Genomic DNA, 15850 nt, shown 5'->3' with positions numbered 1-15850 from the left:
ATATGAACTTTTGTTTGAAAACATGAATAGGAAGTTTTGTTTGAAAATACACACAAATAAAAAATATTCTCTTTTTTTCATGTTTTAAGATATAATTTTAAAATAAATTCTTAAATTAAATTAATTAAGAAATTTTTGATTAATTTTAGACAGTAAATATTAAATTTTAATATTTATTTTTATTAATACAAGGTGGTTTTATATGAGTAAAACAAACAAATTGTTATTACCTTTAGCTGTAACAGGTGGGATTGTCGGTTCTGCTATTTTAATTACAGCTGTTGTTGTAACTACGAGGGCAGAATCAGCCAAGGATAAACTATCAAACACATCTGTTAAGGTTTGAACTAATGCCTTAACATCAAATACAAGAAAAATTGGTTCATCAACACAAGAAATGTTGAATTTTGAAGTAACATCAGAATTAATTAATGTTCCGATTCGTTTTGAATATAAGCCACAAAATGCTGCAGCTGATGCAAAACCAACTTCATTGCTTTTATCAACTAATTCTAATGATTTCCAACTACCTTTAGGAGCTTTGGAACCAAATACAACATATGATTATAAAGTTTATTCAACAACTAAAACAACAACAATTGAGTTAAATGAATTATTAACATCAGGTTCATTTACAACTAATGCAACCCCAGTTTTTACAATGACAAGTTCAACACAAAATGAGATTAAATTTTTGATTTCACAAATTGATAAAACATTTGTTGGTTCAACTTTAACAGTTACATATTACAATGTTGCTAAACCTAATGTACAATATACAAAAGAAGTGCCAGTTTCCGGACAAGATCATACACCTGATAAAAATGGTTTTTATCAAGTTGATTCATCATTGACAGAAGGTATTGAAAAAGGCGCTAGATATATTGTTCAAGTTAAGCCATTAAACATTACAACACCATTGTTGCAAACTTCATTAATTGTTGATACAAAGGATGATTTATCTTTTAGTACAACTTCAACTTCAATTAGTTCATATGGCGCAAGTTTCGAAGTGTCAGGCGTAACTAAATATGTTAAATCTGGTGAAACAGGAGTTTCATTTTTAGTTGAATATACAGCTAAAGCACCAGCCGGATCAGCCGCGGGAACTGTGGAGCAAAAAACTTATAAATCAGTTAAATTAACATTAGATAACCCATTAAAATTTTCATTAGAAAACTTAAATGCTAATACACAATATGAAGTTAAATTATTTTTAGTGCAAGGAACAGATCAAACTCAAATTGGTACAGCACAAACTATTACAACTAAACAAGCATTAGAACCAAAAGTACCAAGAGTTTCAACTACTGCTTTACTTGAAGCTTTGTTTGCTAATGCAAAAGCAGCATTAGGAGATTCAACAGTTGCTAATTACAATTTTCACTGAGTAGCTAAACCAGTTACTGGTAAAGCGATGTTTAACAACAATTCAAAAACAGCATTAACACTTGATAACGAAAACGCAAAAGTAAGTTTAACTAATACACAAGTTAAATATAATCGCGAATATGTCGCACAAATTTTTCACAACAGCGATACTGGATTAAAATCACCTTTATTAAAAACTAATTATGAATTTACAACATTACATAACTTAACTCAAACAGGATTACTTGAAAGTGATACCGAAGTTATGTTAGCGCTTGATGGATTACAACAATTAGCAGGGCAAGATTTAACATTTAGATTAAATGAAAAAAATGCTACAACCACAACCAACATTGACAAAACATACAAACCTTCAACTGAAGAGTCGCAAGTGGTTAAGTTAACTGGTTTAACAGCTAATAAAACTTATACAGTTAAAATTTTTGATAGCAAAAAAGATACAGCATTATTTACTGGTCAAACATTTGAAGTTAAAACACTAGCACAAAAACCAACATTAACGCAAACAAACCAAACTGATAAAGAAGTAACTTTTGAAGTAAGTAATTTAACAGATAGTGTTAATTATGATCAATTAGTAGTTGTTGCTACTGCTAAAGATAAAGATACAAAAGTTAAAGAATTGACAAAAATTAACTCTTCTGAAACAACAGCTTCATCAACAACTTCAAAATATGCAGTTAAATTTTCTGATAGTGAATTAGAAGTTGGAGTGGAATATACATTCAACATCTATTACCTAAGAGATTCAAAACGTGAATTACCACTAGCAACCGCAGTTAAAAGTTATATTTTAGTTCCATTAGTTTTAACAACAACTAAGGAACAAACAAAAATAACATTTAGCATTGAAAAAGCAAACCAATTTAGCACTGCTAAACAACTAACTATAGAATTGGTGCCAACTACAGGTACTGCTGAAGAAATTGCTTCAGGAACTCAGAAAGCAGATTTCACAACTACAGCATCAAGTAGTGATACCACCACTACGCCAACTAGCGATACTACTACAGCAGCGACTAAACAAAGTGTAGAAGTTACTAGTTTAAAAGCTGGAACAACATATACAGTGAAAATTTATGCAAAAGATGATAATAAAAAAACACCAATCTTTAGCAAGAATATTTCTGCAGTAACTACAGAATCAGCTACAACTGCTAGCGCAACCGCTTAATCACAACGAAAATTTCAAAATACTACACTAGTAGTATTTTTTATTTTCTTTTTCTAAAAATCAATTACAATATTTAAAAAAGAAAGATTATTAAGATGACATCAGATAATAGCAAACTTACTGGAGCTTATTGAGCAACACCAAAAAAACGTTTTTTAGAATTATTTCACAAAGCTCAAACTCAAACTGAAAAAAAACAAGTTATTGCAAGTTTATTTAATTTAACTTTTGAACACAACACTCGTTGAGAGCCATTGGAATTAATTCAAGATCCGCATAATGACAATGGAGTGATTCTAAAATATAAAGTTTATCGCATTACTCCAATTGGTACACTAGCTGAGCCTGATAAGGTTATTATTCATCCTAGTTATGAATATGAAATTAAATTAAATGGTTTTCATGAATATCAATATTTAGAATTACCCCCACTACAATTACTTTTGCAAACACCTCAAAGTTTTTGGGAGCAACAACAAGTGTTTGTTATTCAAGTAAACAAAACTCAAAAACAACTTCAACTCTATTTTGCACAAGCAATTCGCGCTGGAATTGAAGCACAAAATATTTTAGCTGATGCAATATATAACTTTGTAATTCAACTGGGCTATAAACGCAACAAGGATATTGTAATTTGTTGGTCTGATGCAATTTGTCAAATCCCATTTAATCAACAAAATTGCTTTCAAACAAAAGTGGATTGAAAACAAAGTGTTAATGACACAGTTTTAATTAATGCTTTAAAACAAATTTTTGTTGACAATGCTTTACATGGAGCTGCTAATTCACTAGCAAAACGAGTTTAAATAATTTAAAGTTAAAAATTTTGTTAGAATTTTTATATTTTTAAGAATATAAACAGTTTTTTTTAAAAAAAATTATTATTTTCACTAATTGGCAATTTTATTTATTTAAAAAAATGGTTTTTTGCTATAATAACTAGCATGAAAAAATTAGAGAGGATCACTCCCTGAAAAGAAGACTTTTCGAAATGATATATTGATGTCATTAAAAATGGAGGCTTAATTGAATATGGAGCTGTAAAGGGTACCATATACTTTAAACCTAACTCTTATGCAATTTGAGATAACATTCGGAAGCACTTGTCAAGCATCTTTGCCAAAAAAGGGGTTCAAGATGTTTATTTACCCTTATTAATCCCACAATCATTGATTGAAAAAGAAAAGGAACACATTGATGGTTTTTCCCCAGAGTTAGCAACTGTAACTCATGTTGGAACTAAGATTTTGCCTGAAAACTTATATGTTCGTCCAACATCAGAAACATTGTTTGGTGATTATTTCAAAAAGGCAATTAATTCATATTCTGATTTGCCAATGATTTTAAATCAATGAACATCAGTTGTTCGTTGAGAGAAAACTACTAATCCTTTTTTACGTACTAGCGAATTTCTATGACAAGAAGGTCACACTTCGCATGCTAACGCTTTAGAAGCCAGACGTTTTTCACGTGATATGATTAAGCAGTATGCTAAGTTTTGTAAAGACTTTTTAGCAATTCCTGTAATTCTTGGAAAAAAAACACCACGTGAAAAATTTAATGGTGCTTGCACTACCTATACTATCGAAGGTATGATGAAGGATGGTAAGGCATTACAAATGGGAACTTCGCATTATTTAGCTCAAAAGTTTTCAACTGCTTTTGATGTTAAATTTACTAATAGCGATAATCTTCAAGAACATGTTTACCAAACATCTTGAGGTGTTTCCACAAGGCTAATTGGAGCTATCATCATGAATCATGGTGATGACAGGGGAATTATTTTACCACCTAAAATTGCTCCAATTCAAGTTGATATTTTGGAATTATTTGCTAATAATCATCCTGAAGTTGCGGAAGTTGTGAACCAATTAGAGAAAAAAATAGCTAAACTATACACTGTTAGAGTTGACCGAAGTGATAAAGGCCCTGGATTCAAAGCTGCTAACAGCGAAATTCAAGGTGTACCTTTACGTGTAGAGGTTGGTCCTAAAGATTTAGAAAATAATAATGTTACAATCGTGCGACGTGATACGCTTGAAAAGATTGTTGTTCCAGTTGCTGAAGTACGTGACCATATTGGGGAGTTATTAAAAGAAATTCAAACTAACCTTTATGAACGCGCTTTAGAACGAATGAATAGCAATGTAGTTTGTGTTGAGAGTTATGCTGAATTTAAAGAAAAAATTGCTGAAAACAAATTTGTTGTAATGGCATTTGAAGGTGATTCAGTTTTAGAAGCGCAAATTCAAAACGAAACCGGCGCAACAGCACGTTGTATTTTGTTAGATAACATTGGTTCATTAAAAATTAAAGGCAAAAAACGTACTTGTGATTTAACACATAAAAAATCTAAACGTTATGTAGTCTTTGCTCGTGCTTACTAATTTTTTAGTATAATCAATTAACATTTAAGCTATTAGCTTTTTAATTTGTTATTAGTGCAAGCTCTTTGCATTTGAATTAATTTAATGACATACATTATTATTCATCTTTGCATTCTGTTTTGCACAATGTATAGTTTTGGTATTTACTACCAAAACTTTTTTATTACTTTTTATTACCTAAATTCAAACAAGGAGCATCGATATGCAAAAACTAAAACAAATTTCCTATCTTTCAGTAATTGTCTTTATTATCGGATCTACGATTGGAGCAGGGATTTTTTTCAAAAATCGGGAACTGATTAAAATGGCACATGGTGATTTGGCATTTGTAATCACAGCCTGAGTTGCTGCTGCTTTTGGAATTATTGTTTTGGGCTTGGCTTTAATTGAAATTGCTTCAGCCCAAAAAACTGATGGTGGTATTTTGGAATGAACAAAATTATTTTTACCTAGTTACTGACATAAATCATCAGTTAATTACATGAAATGAATTTTTATTCCCCTTACCTTATTTTCAAGTGCAATTTATGCTGTATCAACTTTTGAAGATGCTGGTTTAGAAATTAAAAATGGTTGAATTGTTTTATTACTTTCATTTTTTATTTTTTTATGATTTGCCGCTAGTTCCCTAATTTCATTAAAATTTGGTGAAAAACAACAATGAATTTTTACTATTGCTAAGTTTTTTCCATTAATTGCTTTACCAATCATTGGCTTTTTTGTTTCGCAATTAAGTGAGGGCAACACTTTTTTAAACAAAGCAGCTTTTTTTGTTGAAAATAAACCTAGCGGTTTAGTTGGGTGAAGCAAATGAATTATTATTATCGCTGGATTTCCGGCAATTTTGTTTGCTTATGACGGATTTTATACCGCTTGTTCTCTAAAAGAAAATCTAACTTCCAAAGCAAAGAAAAACTTTGGTTCAGCTTTAGTAATTGCCATTGCTATTATTACTGGAATTTATTTATTTTTATCAATTGCTTTTAATTATGGCTCAGACAGCGGAACGCATGATGGTTTAAATTATCATCATTCTCACATTTGACAAAAAATTTTTAATGCTTTAATTGGAATTGGAATTTTAGGCATTTTAAATGGTTATGCTACTTCTTCACCTTACCAAATTAGTTCTCTTATGGAACAAGGTGATGCCAACGAATTAGTTTGATTTAGAAAACGTGTTTTTAAATCATCGCAACTAGATTTAAAAACGCAAAACTTTTATGTTGCTTGAACATATCAATTAGTAGCAACTACTTTAACATTTATTGTATTTGGAATTATTGGTATGTTTTATCCGATTGATGATTGGAGTTATGAAACTTATGGCAGTGGTACTTATTTATACTCTCTAACTGATGTTGTAGTTAATTACACCTCACTAGTTGTATTTTTAATGATTGCTGCCACAACAGTGGGAGGGATCGTTAATCGTTGAACTCAAAAAGTAAAAGTCGAAAAATACAAATTTTTCATTCCGTGTGCCCTAATTGCTAGTGTTATGATCTTTTCTGCTTTTGTTTTTCAAATTATTGCTTCTATTTTTGACATTGCTGGCTTTAATGCTGCTGACCAACAGGGGGCAATTATTAAGCTAAGTTTTTTTGCTTTTGTTATTTTAGTAGCAATTACTCCACCAACTTATGAACTTATAAAAACAAAATTTTTAATTTACCAAACTAAAAAAGTTGAATCTTAAAAACTTTTAAAAATTGCAAATTATTATCTAACTAAAATAAAAATTTGCAATTTTTGTTTTTTATGATAAAATAACTATATATTTTTTATTTTACAAGAAAGGATTTTAAGTTAATATATGCAAAAAAATATTATGATGCTGATTGTGAAGATTTACATCAATAATATTTATGCCCCTGCCAATAAGCAATTTATTTTTGGTAAAGCATGAAGCTTTTTTGCTATTAATTAAAATGTCCTTATATTTAAAATTTGGGTATGACATAAAAACTTGCTCTTAGGCAAAATTATTATGTTAATCAAACCTTTACAATTACATAACCTCAATTAATTTAAAGACTTATTAAGTAATAGCAAAATGCAACACTTAATAAGTTTTTTATTTTTTTTGATCACAATCTTACATTAGGAGGAATTATTAAACAATGTTAATTTTTATTGCTAAACGGATATTTCTAGCTATCATCGCAATGCTAGCGATTCTGTTTATTGTTTATGTGTTGCAAGCTACATTTGGAAAAAATCCTTTAGATAGTATGATCGCCGATTCTGGAAATAATGCTTTCGGAGACAAAGGCGGCCCTGGAGAAAATTTTATAATAGACCCAGTCACTGGTGCTAAAATACCTAAATCTGAATTTCTTGCTAAAGAATTTTATATTAAATATGGTTTTGATAAACCTGTAATAGAAAGATTTTTTATTTGATTCGGAAATATTTTTAAAGGTGATTTTGGTGACGTATACAATCCTACTATTAATTTTAAGTTGCCATCATCATTTTTTGAAGGATTGAAGTTTTCATCAATGGTAACAATACCAGTATTCTTTTTTTCATTAATTTTAGGAATCAGTTTAGGAATTTTAGCAGCATACAATCGAGGAAAATTTATTGACAATTTTATACTAGTTTTCACTTCAGTAATGGCTTCAATACCAGTTATTGCTTTAATTCCTTTATTTAGAAAATGAGGTTATGACATAGGCCTACCTTTTGAATTTAGAAATTCATTAGTAGACCCAACTGTTAGTTATAATTTAATGATATTGTCATTAATTACTCCTATATTTGTTTTCACCTTAGTTGGATTATCTGGTTATACAGTTGTTGTTAGAAATCAAGTTGTTACTGTTTTAACTTCAAATCATGTTTTAATAGCTAAAGCAAAAGGTTTAACAACTTCACAAATTTTTTGAAAACATGTATTGAGAAATATTTTAGTACCTATTAGTGGAAGTATAATAGGTGGTTATCTTGTTTTTCTATCAGGAAGTATTGTATTTGAAAGATATTTTGGGATACCGGGTGTATCCGAAAAAATTAATGAAGCTCTTCAAAAAGGTGAAGTTAATATTTTAATGTTTCAAACATTATTTTATGTAAGCTTAGGTATGTTAGGTTCGATACTAACGGAAATATCATGAACAATAATTGATCCTAATGTTAAAAGTATCAGAATATCTGGTTCAGGTCAATTAATGTGAATTAAGAAATTAAAAACAAAAATAAAATTAAGAAAGGAAGTTGAATTATTGATCCATGATAAGTAAAAAAGATTTTAACGAAAAATATGGATTGTCTAGTAATGACATCGCATTAATTAAACTTGCTAACAAAGATTTTGTTTTTATTTCAGAAATTGTTGGTTCTCCTTCAACGAGATTGAAAGATATTTTAAAAAAATTTTTCTTTAATATTTGAGGAGTAATTGGATTAATACTTTTTTTAATAATATTATTAATGATTATTATTGTTCCATTAACTTCGCCATTTAGTTCTGTGGATCCAATAGCTAAAATAAGTAATGATGCTATTGAAAAATTACCTCCTACTTTTTGAGATTTTAAAGAAGAAACTTATAAAGGTAATTATTTACAAGTTTTAATAGACGCTGAAAAAGCTGGTAAATTAAAGTATGGTGATGATTTTAAAATAATTTATTCAGTTACAGATGCTTCTAATTATGTTGGAAAAAATTTATATGATTCGAATTTTGTTCCAATACCAAGAACAGAATATTTTGTTAGTTATAGTCCATACAAATTCATTCAAATTTATTTAAAACAAGACAAATCAATCTATTCAATTTTAGGTACAGACATGTATGGTAGAGATATCTGAACTAGAATTTTTGCTGGAGCAGGAAATGTTCTTTTACTATCATTCGTTATAAACACAATCAAATATATAAATGGTATTGTTTTAGGTTCTTACTTAGCATTCAATATAAATAAGAAAATAGATTTATTTTTAATGCGTGTTATTGAAGTTTTATCAGCTATCCCTGCTTTATTACAAGTAATTATTTTAATAGGTATTTTTGGTACTAGTTCTATCTCTATAGCGGGAGTTCTTCTTTTCATTGGATTTTTAGGACCTGTTGAAACTGTGAGGATGTGAGTTGCAACTGTAAAAGATAGAGATTTTATTAATGCTTCAAAATCTTTAGGTACTTCAAAATGAAAAGTTATTTATTTAGAAGCCTTTCCAATTATTGCAGGTAAATTAATTACAGGATACATTATGGCTTTGATGAGTGGAGCATATATGTATATGTCTCTTACATTTTTAGGTTTTATTAGTGATTTTATTGGAAGTGATGCAAATTTAGGTTTATCAATTTATTCACTAAGAGATTTAAAAAACACTAATGCACTTGCATTTTATTCACCAATTATTTTACTTTTATTACTAGTAACAAGTTTAAAAATGATTAGTACAGCAATGCACGATGCCTTAGACCCTGTAATTAAAAAAGGAGCTAAGTAACAATGCTAGAAAAATTTATTAAATTTAAAAAAAAGAAGGAAGATAATTCAATAGAGATTTCTAACAAAAATAAAGAAAAAGATTTTATTTTAGATGTAAAAAATTTAAAAATTTCTTTTAAAACAAACCGAAAAAAAGAAATTAATATAGTTAGAGGATTAGATATAAAAATTAAAAGATCACAAATTATAGGTCTAGTTGGAGAATCAGGTTCTGGTAAAACGGTTACAGCAAAATCTTTTTTAGGTGTTAATTTAGGTGGTAAAGTAAGTGCTGATAAAATGATAATTTCAGGAATTGATGTTACGCAATTTAAAAAAGATCGCCAATGACAAAAAGTTAGGGGTAAAAAAGTAGGCTATATACCTCAAGACCCACTAACGGCTTTAAATCCTACAAGAACTATCGGAAAGCAACTTTTAGATGTTTTAGAAAAAGATCCTCGTTTCAAAACAAAAAAAGAAAAAGAAGAGTATTTAATTAATATTCTTGAATCATTTGGAATTCGTCAGGCTAGTGAAAAATTTTATGATTACCCAGCTACATTTAGTGGCGGTATGAAACAAAGGGTTGTAATTGCGATGGTTGTTGCTATGAGGCCTGATTTAATTATTGCAGATGAACCAACAACCGCACTTGATCCAACTGTCCAAGCTTCAGTTTTATCATTACTTACCGAAATTAAAGAAAAATACAATTTATCAATTATATTTATTTCTCATAATATTTCTGTTGTAGCTAAATTTTGTGATTATATATATGTAATGTATGCTGGTAAAGTTGTTGAAAAAGGAACTAAAAAAGATATTTTTACAAAACCACATCATCCATATACATGAGCGCTTATTAGTGCAATACCTGAAAACAAAGATGAAAAACTTTATACAATAAAAGGGACTCCGCCAGATTTAGCGAATTTACAATCTGGAGACCCATTTGCACCTCGTAATGATTATGCACTTGCTATTGATTTTGAAAAAGAACCACCATTAATCAAAATTAGTGAAACACATAGTGCTGCAACTTGGTTATTACATCCTGAAGCACCTAAAGTAAATTTATCTTCTGATTTAGTTAGTCGTTTAAAATTATTTAGAAAGGTTTTTGATGAAAAAGAAAAATAAAAAAGTTCTTTTAGATGTTCAAAATTTAAAAAAAATATTTTATAGTAAAAAAACAACAACTACTGCAGTTAATGATATCAACTTTAAAATTCATGAGGGTGAAATTTTAGGTTTGATTGGAGAATCAGGTTCAGGAAAAACAACAGTAGGTAGAACGCTAATTAGATTGTATGAAGAATATGGTGGTTTTGTAACTGTTGATGGAAAAGTTATTTCAGGTAAAAAATTAAGTAAAAAACATGAACGTTTTTTAAGAAAAAATGTTCAAATGATTTTTCAAGATCCTCATGCTTCTTTAAATCCTCAGAAAAATGTTTTTTATTCATTGAAAGAGCCTTTAGTAGCAAATAAAATTTTAAAAGATGAAATTAAAAATGTATACCTTGATTTATTCGCGATTCAAAAAAATTTTAAGTATACATTTTTAGAAGAATTTTATAAAACTGAATACAATATACTAAAATATAAAAATGATGTTGCTTTAAAGTTTTTAGGTGAATGAGAAGAACGTTTCAAAAAAATAAATTTTAGTAACTTTAAAAAACATGAAGACATATTTCAATCTTATTTTAGTTATTTTGAAAAAAAATATAATTCACAATCTTCATTAATACCTTTTCTTTATAAACAAATTGAAAATTTATTTAATGTTTTTTATGAAGCTCAAAATAAATACAGGTTAAGAAATTTAGATTTTGATGAGAGAATTTTATTAGAGGCTAAAGAAAAATTATTGGAATTTAAAAAAATATCAAAAATTTCAAAAGAAAAATACGATTTGTTAAATAAGATTAAAGAACAAAAAAAAGTTTTAAAAAATTTAAAAAGCGAAATTAAAGATAAAAAAAATAATTCAAAAAATTTATTACAAGCATTCGCATATCAATTTTATTTAGAATACAAACACAATAAAAATTATTCCAATTTAATATCAAATCCAAATGTTTTCAAACATTATAAAACATTAAGTCTAATAAAATTTTTATCAATGAAAAAAATTATTCCTTCTTATAGTCTAAATAGATTTTATATTTTGCCTGAAAACACTAATTTAATTTGATTAGAAAATAATGATATTAATGAACTTTTTAATTTTATTAAAAATTACAATATTAATTTTTTAGAAAATTTTAAATTTAATTATTCAAATAAAAAATTCTTAAAAACACTAAAAGAAAAAGTTTATACTGAATATAAATTAGATATCTCTGATTTCTTGCAAAAAGCAGCAAATAATAAAAACACTGCTATTAACGAATTTGATTTTGAAAAAAGAAAGTTAAAAAAACTAAAAAATACATTAAAAACTAAAAAATACATTGTCAAATTTGATGAAAAAAAACTGAATCAATTACAAAAAAATGTCGAAGAAGCTCAAAAAATACATGAAATAGAATTAGAAAAATATTACGATAATTTTAAAGAAAAAGAAAAAATCATAAAAAGTAATATATTAAATGAAGAAAAACGCTATCAAAAAGAAGTTTTAGAATTACAAAAAAGAATTGATGAAATAGGAAAACAAAAGCACTTAGAATTTAAAAAGAAATTGCTTGAAAAATTAAATTCACAAAATTTAAATAAAAAAGAAATTAATGAAACAATAAATTATTATGAAATGCAGTATAAAAAAATGCTAGATAACCTTGCTGCATTTAATAATGAAGTTAAATTAATTAATAAAGAAATTTACAATTTAAAATTTTTACTAGGAATAAATAACAATGAATGAACTAAAAATAGATTTTTTGCTAAAAAAATCATTAAAGAAATTTTATTAAAGCAAAAAGTCTATAAAGCTTTAGAAGATGTAGGTTTATTAAAACAATTTGCTTATCGTTATCCGCATGAGTTTTCCGGGGGTCAACGTCAAAGAATTGTTATTGCTAGAGCCTTGATCACCAATCCAAAATTGATTATTGCTGATGAACCCATTGCTTCATTAGATATTTCGATTCAAGCACAAATTGTTAATTTATTAAAAGAACTTTGTGAAAAAAGAAATATTGGAATGCTGTTTATTGCTCATGATTTATCAATGGTTGAATACATCACTGATAATATCTTAATTATGCACCTTGGTAATATTGTTGAGCGAGGTTCGACAAATAAAATTTATCAAAATCCTAAACATCCATATACGATTAGTTTATTTGATTCTATTCCTAAAATGTCAAATGCCGATATTCCTTTTGAGAATATTGCAGTTGATTTATCATATTTACAAAAGCAAGCATTTCCTGCTAAAGTAGAATATTTCGAAATTGATAAAGATCATTACATTTTTGGTACGGAAGAACAATATAAAGAATGAAGAAAAAATTAAAATAAATTAGGAGAAAAAGTGTTTAAAATATCAAAAGATAGAACAGATAATTTTTTATTAAAAGCTGTATTTAAAGGTGATTCAGCGCCTGCTAGCGTTTTAGAAAAAAAATTCCATTTTACAGAAAATGCTGATAAAAAAGAAGCTTATTTATTTTTAGGTGAAAAAGATAAATTTGATAAAACTGCAGCACGTGAAGTTGCTGAAATTTTATCAAAAGCTGCAAGAGGATATGATGTGGATTTAGTCACTTTTGTAACTGACAAAGTACCAGCTGAATATTTAGTAAAAGTATTGCAAGAAAGATATATGTATAATAATGCTGAATTATTCTCTGCAAAAACTAGTCCGAAACCTGAAATACATGATTTAGTTGTTTTTAAATCTAATGAATCATTACCATGCTTTAAAATGTTAAAAGAAAGAACAAGCGTTTTATTAGATGCAGTTAATTTTGCGCGTAATCTACAAAAAACTCCACCTAATATTTGTAATTCAGAATGATTAGCTGATCGTTATGTTGAAGAATTAAAAAAATATCCAGAACTAAAAGTTACTGTTTTAGATAAAGCGCAAATTGAAGCTGAGAAAATGGGGCTGTTTTTATCAGTAAACCGTGGTTCAATGTATCAGCCAAGATTAGTTGTTGTTGAATATAATGGAAACCCAGAATCAAAAGAAAAAACTGTTATTGTTGGTAAAGGAATTACCTTTGACTCAGGTGGTTACAATTTAAAAACTGGTGGTCATATGCTGAATATGAAATATGACATGTCAGGTTCGGCGATTGCGGCTGCAACATTAAAAGCTGTAGCGCAATTAAAACCAAAAGCAAATTTTGCTGCAGTGTTACCTTTAACAGATAACCGTGTAAATGGTGATGCTTCATTGCCTGATACAGTATGAGTTTCCAAAAGCGGTAAATCAGTCGAAATTAATAACACCGATGCTGAAGGAAGGTTGATTTTAGCTGATGGAATGACATATGCATTAGAAAATTTAAAAGCAACTAGAGTTGTAACTGTAGCAACTTTAACTGGAGCAATTTTAGTAGCTTTAGGAGAAACATTTACCGGGGCATGAGCAACTGATGATCAAGATTGAAAACTATTATTAGAGGCTGCTGAAAGTGAAGATGAATTAGTATGAAGAATGCCACTTCATGAAGATTTTGCGCAAAATATTAGAAAATCAGAAATTGCTGATTTAAAAAATACTGATTTAAGTGGTAAAGGTGGATCTAACTCCGCGGCAATGTTTTTAAAAGAATTTGCTAAAGATGCAAAATTTGTTCACCTTGATGTTGCTGGAACTGCTGATGCAGCGCAAAAACCAACTGGTGTTTTAGTAAAAACATTAGCTAAACTAGCTAGCTTAGTTTAAAAAAATATTAAGAAAGATAAGAAAGGAATAAAATGAAATTTAAAAATTTATTAAAATATTCAATGCCAGTTGCTTCATTAAGCACGGTTGCTTTTGTTGTTGCTTGTGGGCAAGAACAAGAAACTATAGCTATTACTAGAAACTTTAAAAATATGTATAATGCAGTTTGAAAAATACATGATTTTGATGCAGCATTAATAAATTCTCATTGAAGTTACGATACTTCATTAACTCTATTTAGTGTAGGGACTGTAAATTCTACATGAATGAATGAAAAGGGTGAAACAATACAACCTACAGAGTTTTTTTTAAAAATGAATGCTGCAAAAGAAGTTAAATTAACTCTTTTAGATGATACTACAAAAACTTATGATAATTGAAATTACGAATCTAATGACACACCTTCTAATATTAATGGTTTTAAGTGATTATATTCAAGCGATCCTAAATCTATTAATAACCTTCAATTTTTAGAAGATCTTAAAAAAACAAAAAAATTTCAAGTAACAGTTAAAAAAGGAATTGATTGAGTTGATCATAATGGTGAAAAAACAGGTTTCGAAGTAACAACTGAGGATTTTTATGCACCTCTTGCAATTAAATTTGTTTCTAATTCCAATTATCTAAGTTCTAGCGGAAGAACGGAAGAGGCTGATAAGAATGCAAATAATCACTATAAAAATTTATTAGACATCAATAAATTTAGAAGAAATCCTCAAGCAGATTTAACTTTTTCTTCTGAAAAACTTTTTAGCATTGACACTTCTAAATTTAAAAATAAAAATGATGTAATTCAAAAAGTTGGTGATGAAGATGCTATTACAATATATTCAACTACAACTAAAGATGACTATGATAAAAAAGATTTTAAGCAAGGTATAATTAACTTATTTTTTAAAAATAATAGTTTTTTCGCATATCCAACCCAATATACAAAGGATAAAGCAGAGGAAAAAAATAGCATTTTTGATAGTAATTTAAATAAAAACTCAGATGCTTATAAATATGGGTTTTATTGATATGCAAATAATCTTGAAAACACATTATTTGCAGGTCCTTATTATTTAAATATACTAAATCAAAATATTCATTTTTTTAAAAAAAATGAGCATTATTATGATCAACAATGAGTTAAAAATTTGTTTAATTTCGAAACCTTGTCTAAAGAATTTAAGCTAGGAGACAGTAAGCTTTTTGTAGAAAATCTTTGAAATTATTATAAAAGTTCTGATATTTTGTCTTTTTATTCATTAAAGAGTTTAAATAATGATGAATTGAAAAAAATTGATAGAAATGCAAAAACTTACGGAGTAAATTATAATATACCTTATAATGCAGGCGATTTTCCAAGTGTAACTACGATTTGAAACCCTTCTCCTCCTGTCAATATATCAGATGATCCTGAAGCTGTTAAAGCATGAAAAAATGTTTCTGATGCTTCAGATTCTGATAAAGAAAAAGTTCAATTAGAAAACTTTTTTATGAATGATTTATTTTCTAAGGCTTTGTATGGAAAAACGATAGAGGAAATGTTTAAAACAAATAATAATAATAATAATAATAATAATAATAATAATAATAATAATAATAATAATAA

At 27.8% G+C, this 15850-nt stretch carries 10 protein-coding genes; all 10 read left to right on the top strand.

Annotated elements, in window-relative coordinates:
• Nucleotides 1–202 precede the first annotated feature (202 nt).
• Nucleotides 203–2566 carry a hypothetical protein gene (locus ACW95P_RS04700; RefSeq protein ID WP_457962107.1) on the top strand — a complete coding sequence of 788 codons (2364 nt, stop codon included), beginning with the start codon at nt 203–205 and terminating at the stop codon, nt 2564–2566.
• A gap of 95 nt (nt 2567–2661) precedes the next feature.
• Nucleotides 2662–3372 (top strand): hypothetical protein, encoded by a 711-nt coding sequence (locus tag ACW95P_RS04695; RefSeq protein WP_457962106.1) that lies wholly within the window; start codon nt 2662–2664, stop codon nt 3370–3372.
• Nucleotides 3373–3510: 138 nt separating this feature from the next.
• Nucleotides 3511–4953, top strand: a complete 1443-nt coding sequence (proS, locus tag ACW95P_RS04690) for a proline--tRNA ligase (protein WP_457962105.1) — start codon at nt 3511–3513, stop codon at nt 4951–4953.
• Nucleotides 4954–5155: 202 nt separating this feature from the next.
• Entirely contained in the window at nt 5156–6652 is a 1497-nt protein-coding gene (locus tag ACW95P_RS04685; protein ID WP_457962104.1) for an APC family permease, read from the top strand.
• 424 nt (nt 6653–7076) lie between these two features.
• Nucleotides 7077–8201: an ABC transporter permease gene (locus tag ACW95P_RS04680; protein WP_457962103.1), complete on the top strand. Its 1125-nt coding sequence runs from the start codon at nt 7077–7079 to the stop codon at nt 8199–8201.
• Nucleotides 8191–9420, top strand: a complete 1230-nt coding sequence (locus ACW95P_RS04675) for an ABC transporter permease subunit (RefSeq protein ID WP_457962102.1) — start codon at nt 8191–8193, stop codon at nt 9418–9420. Before ACW95P_RS04680 ends, ACW95P_RS04675 begins: the two co-directional genes overlap by 11 nt.
• A gap of 2 nt (nt 9421–9422) precedes the next feature.
• Nucleotides 9423–10544: an ABC transporter ATP-binding protein gene (locus ACW95P_RS04670; protein ID WP_457962101.1), complete on the top strand. Its 1122-nt coding sequence runs from the start codon at nt 9423–9425 to the stop codon at nt 10542–10544.
• Entirely contained in the window at nt 10528–12870 is a 2343-nt protein-coding gene (locus ACW95P_RS04665) for an ATP-binding cassette domain-containing protein (RefSeq protein WP_457962100.1), read from the top strand. Before ACW95P_RS04670 ends, ACW95P_RS04665 begins: the two co-directional genes overlap by 17 nt.
• Nucleotides 12871–12888: 18 nt before the next feature.
• Nucleotides 12889–14253 (top strand): M17 family metallopeptidase, encoded by a 1365-nt coding sequence (locus ACW95P_RS04660; RefSeq protein WP_457962099.1) that lies wholly within the window; start codon nt 12889–12891, stop codon nt 14251–14253.
• Between the two features lie 32 nt (nt 14254–14285).
• Nucleotides 14286–15850, top strand: a 1565-nt coding sequence (locus ACW95P_RS04655; protein ID WP_457962098.1) for an OppA family ABC transporter substrate-binding lipoprotein, incomplete at its 3' end; no start/stop codon positions are given.

It is taken from the genome of Mycoplasma pogonae (genome assembly GCF_054170725.1).
Note: the sequence above shows the minus strand (reverse complement) of the source record. Positions and strands in the feature narration are given on the sequence as shown.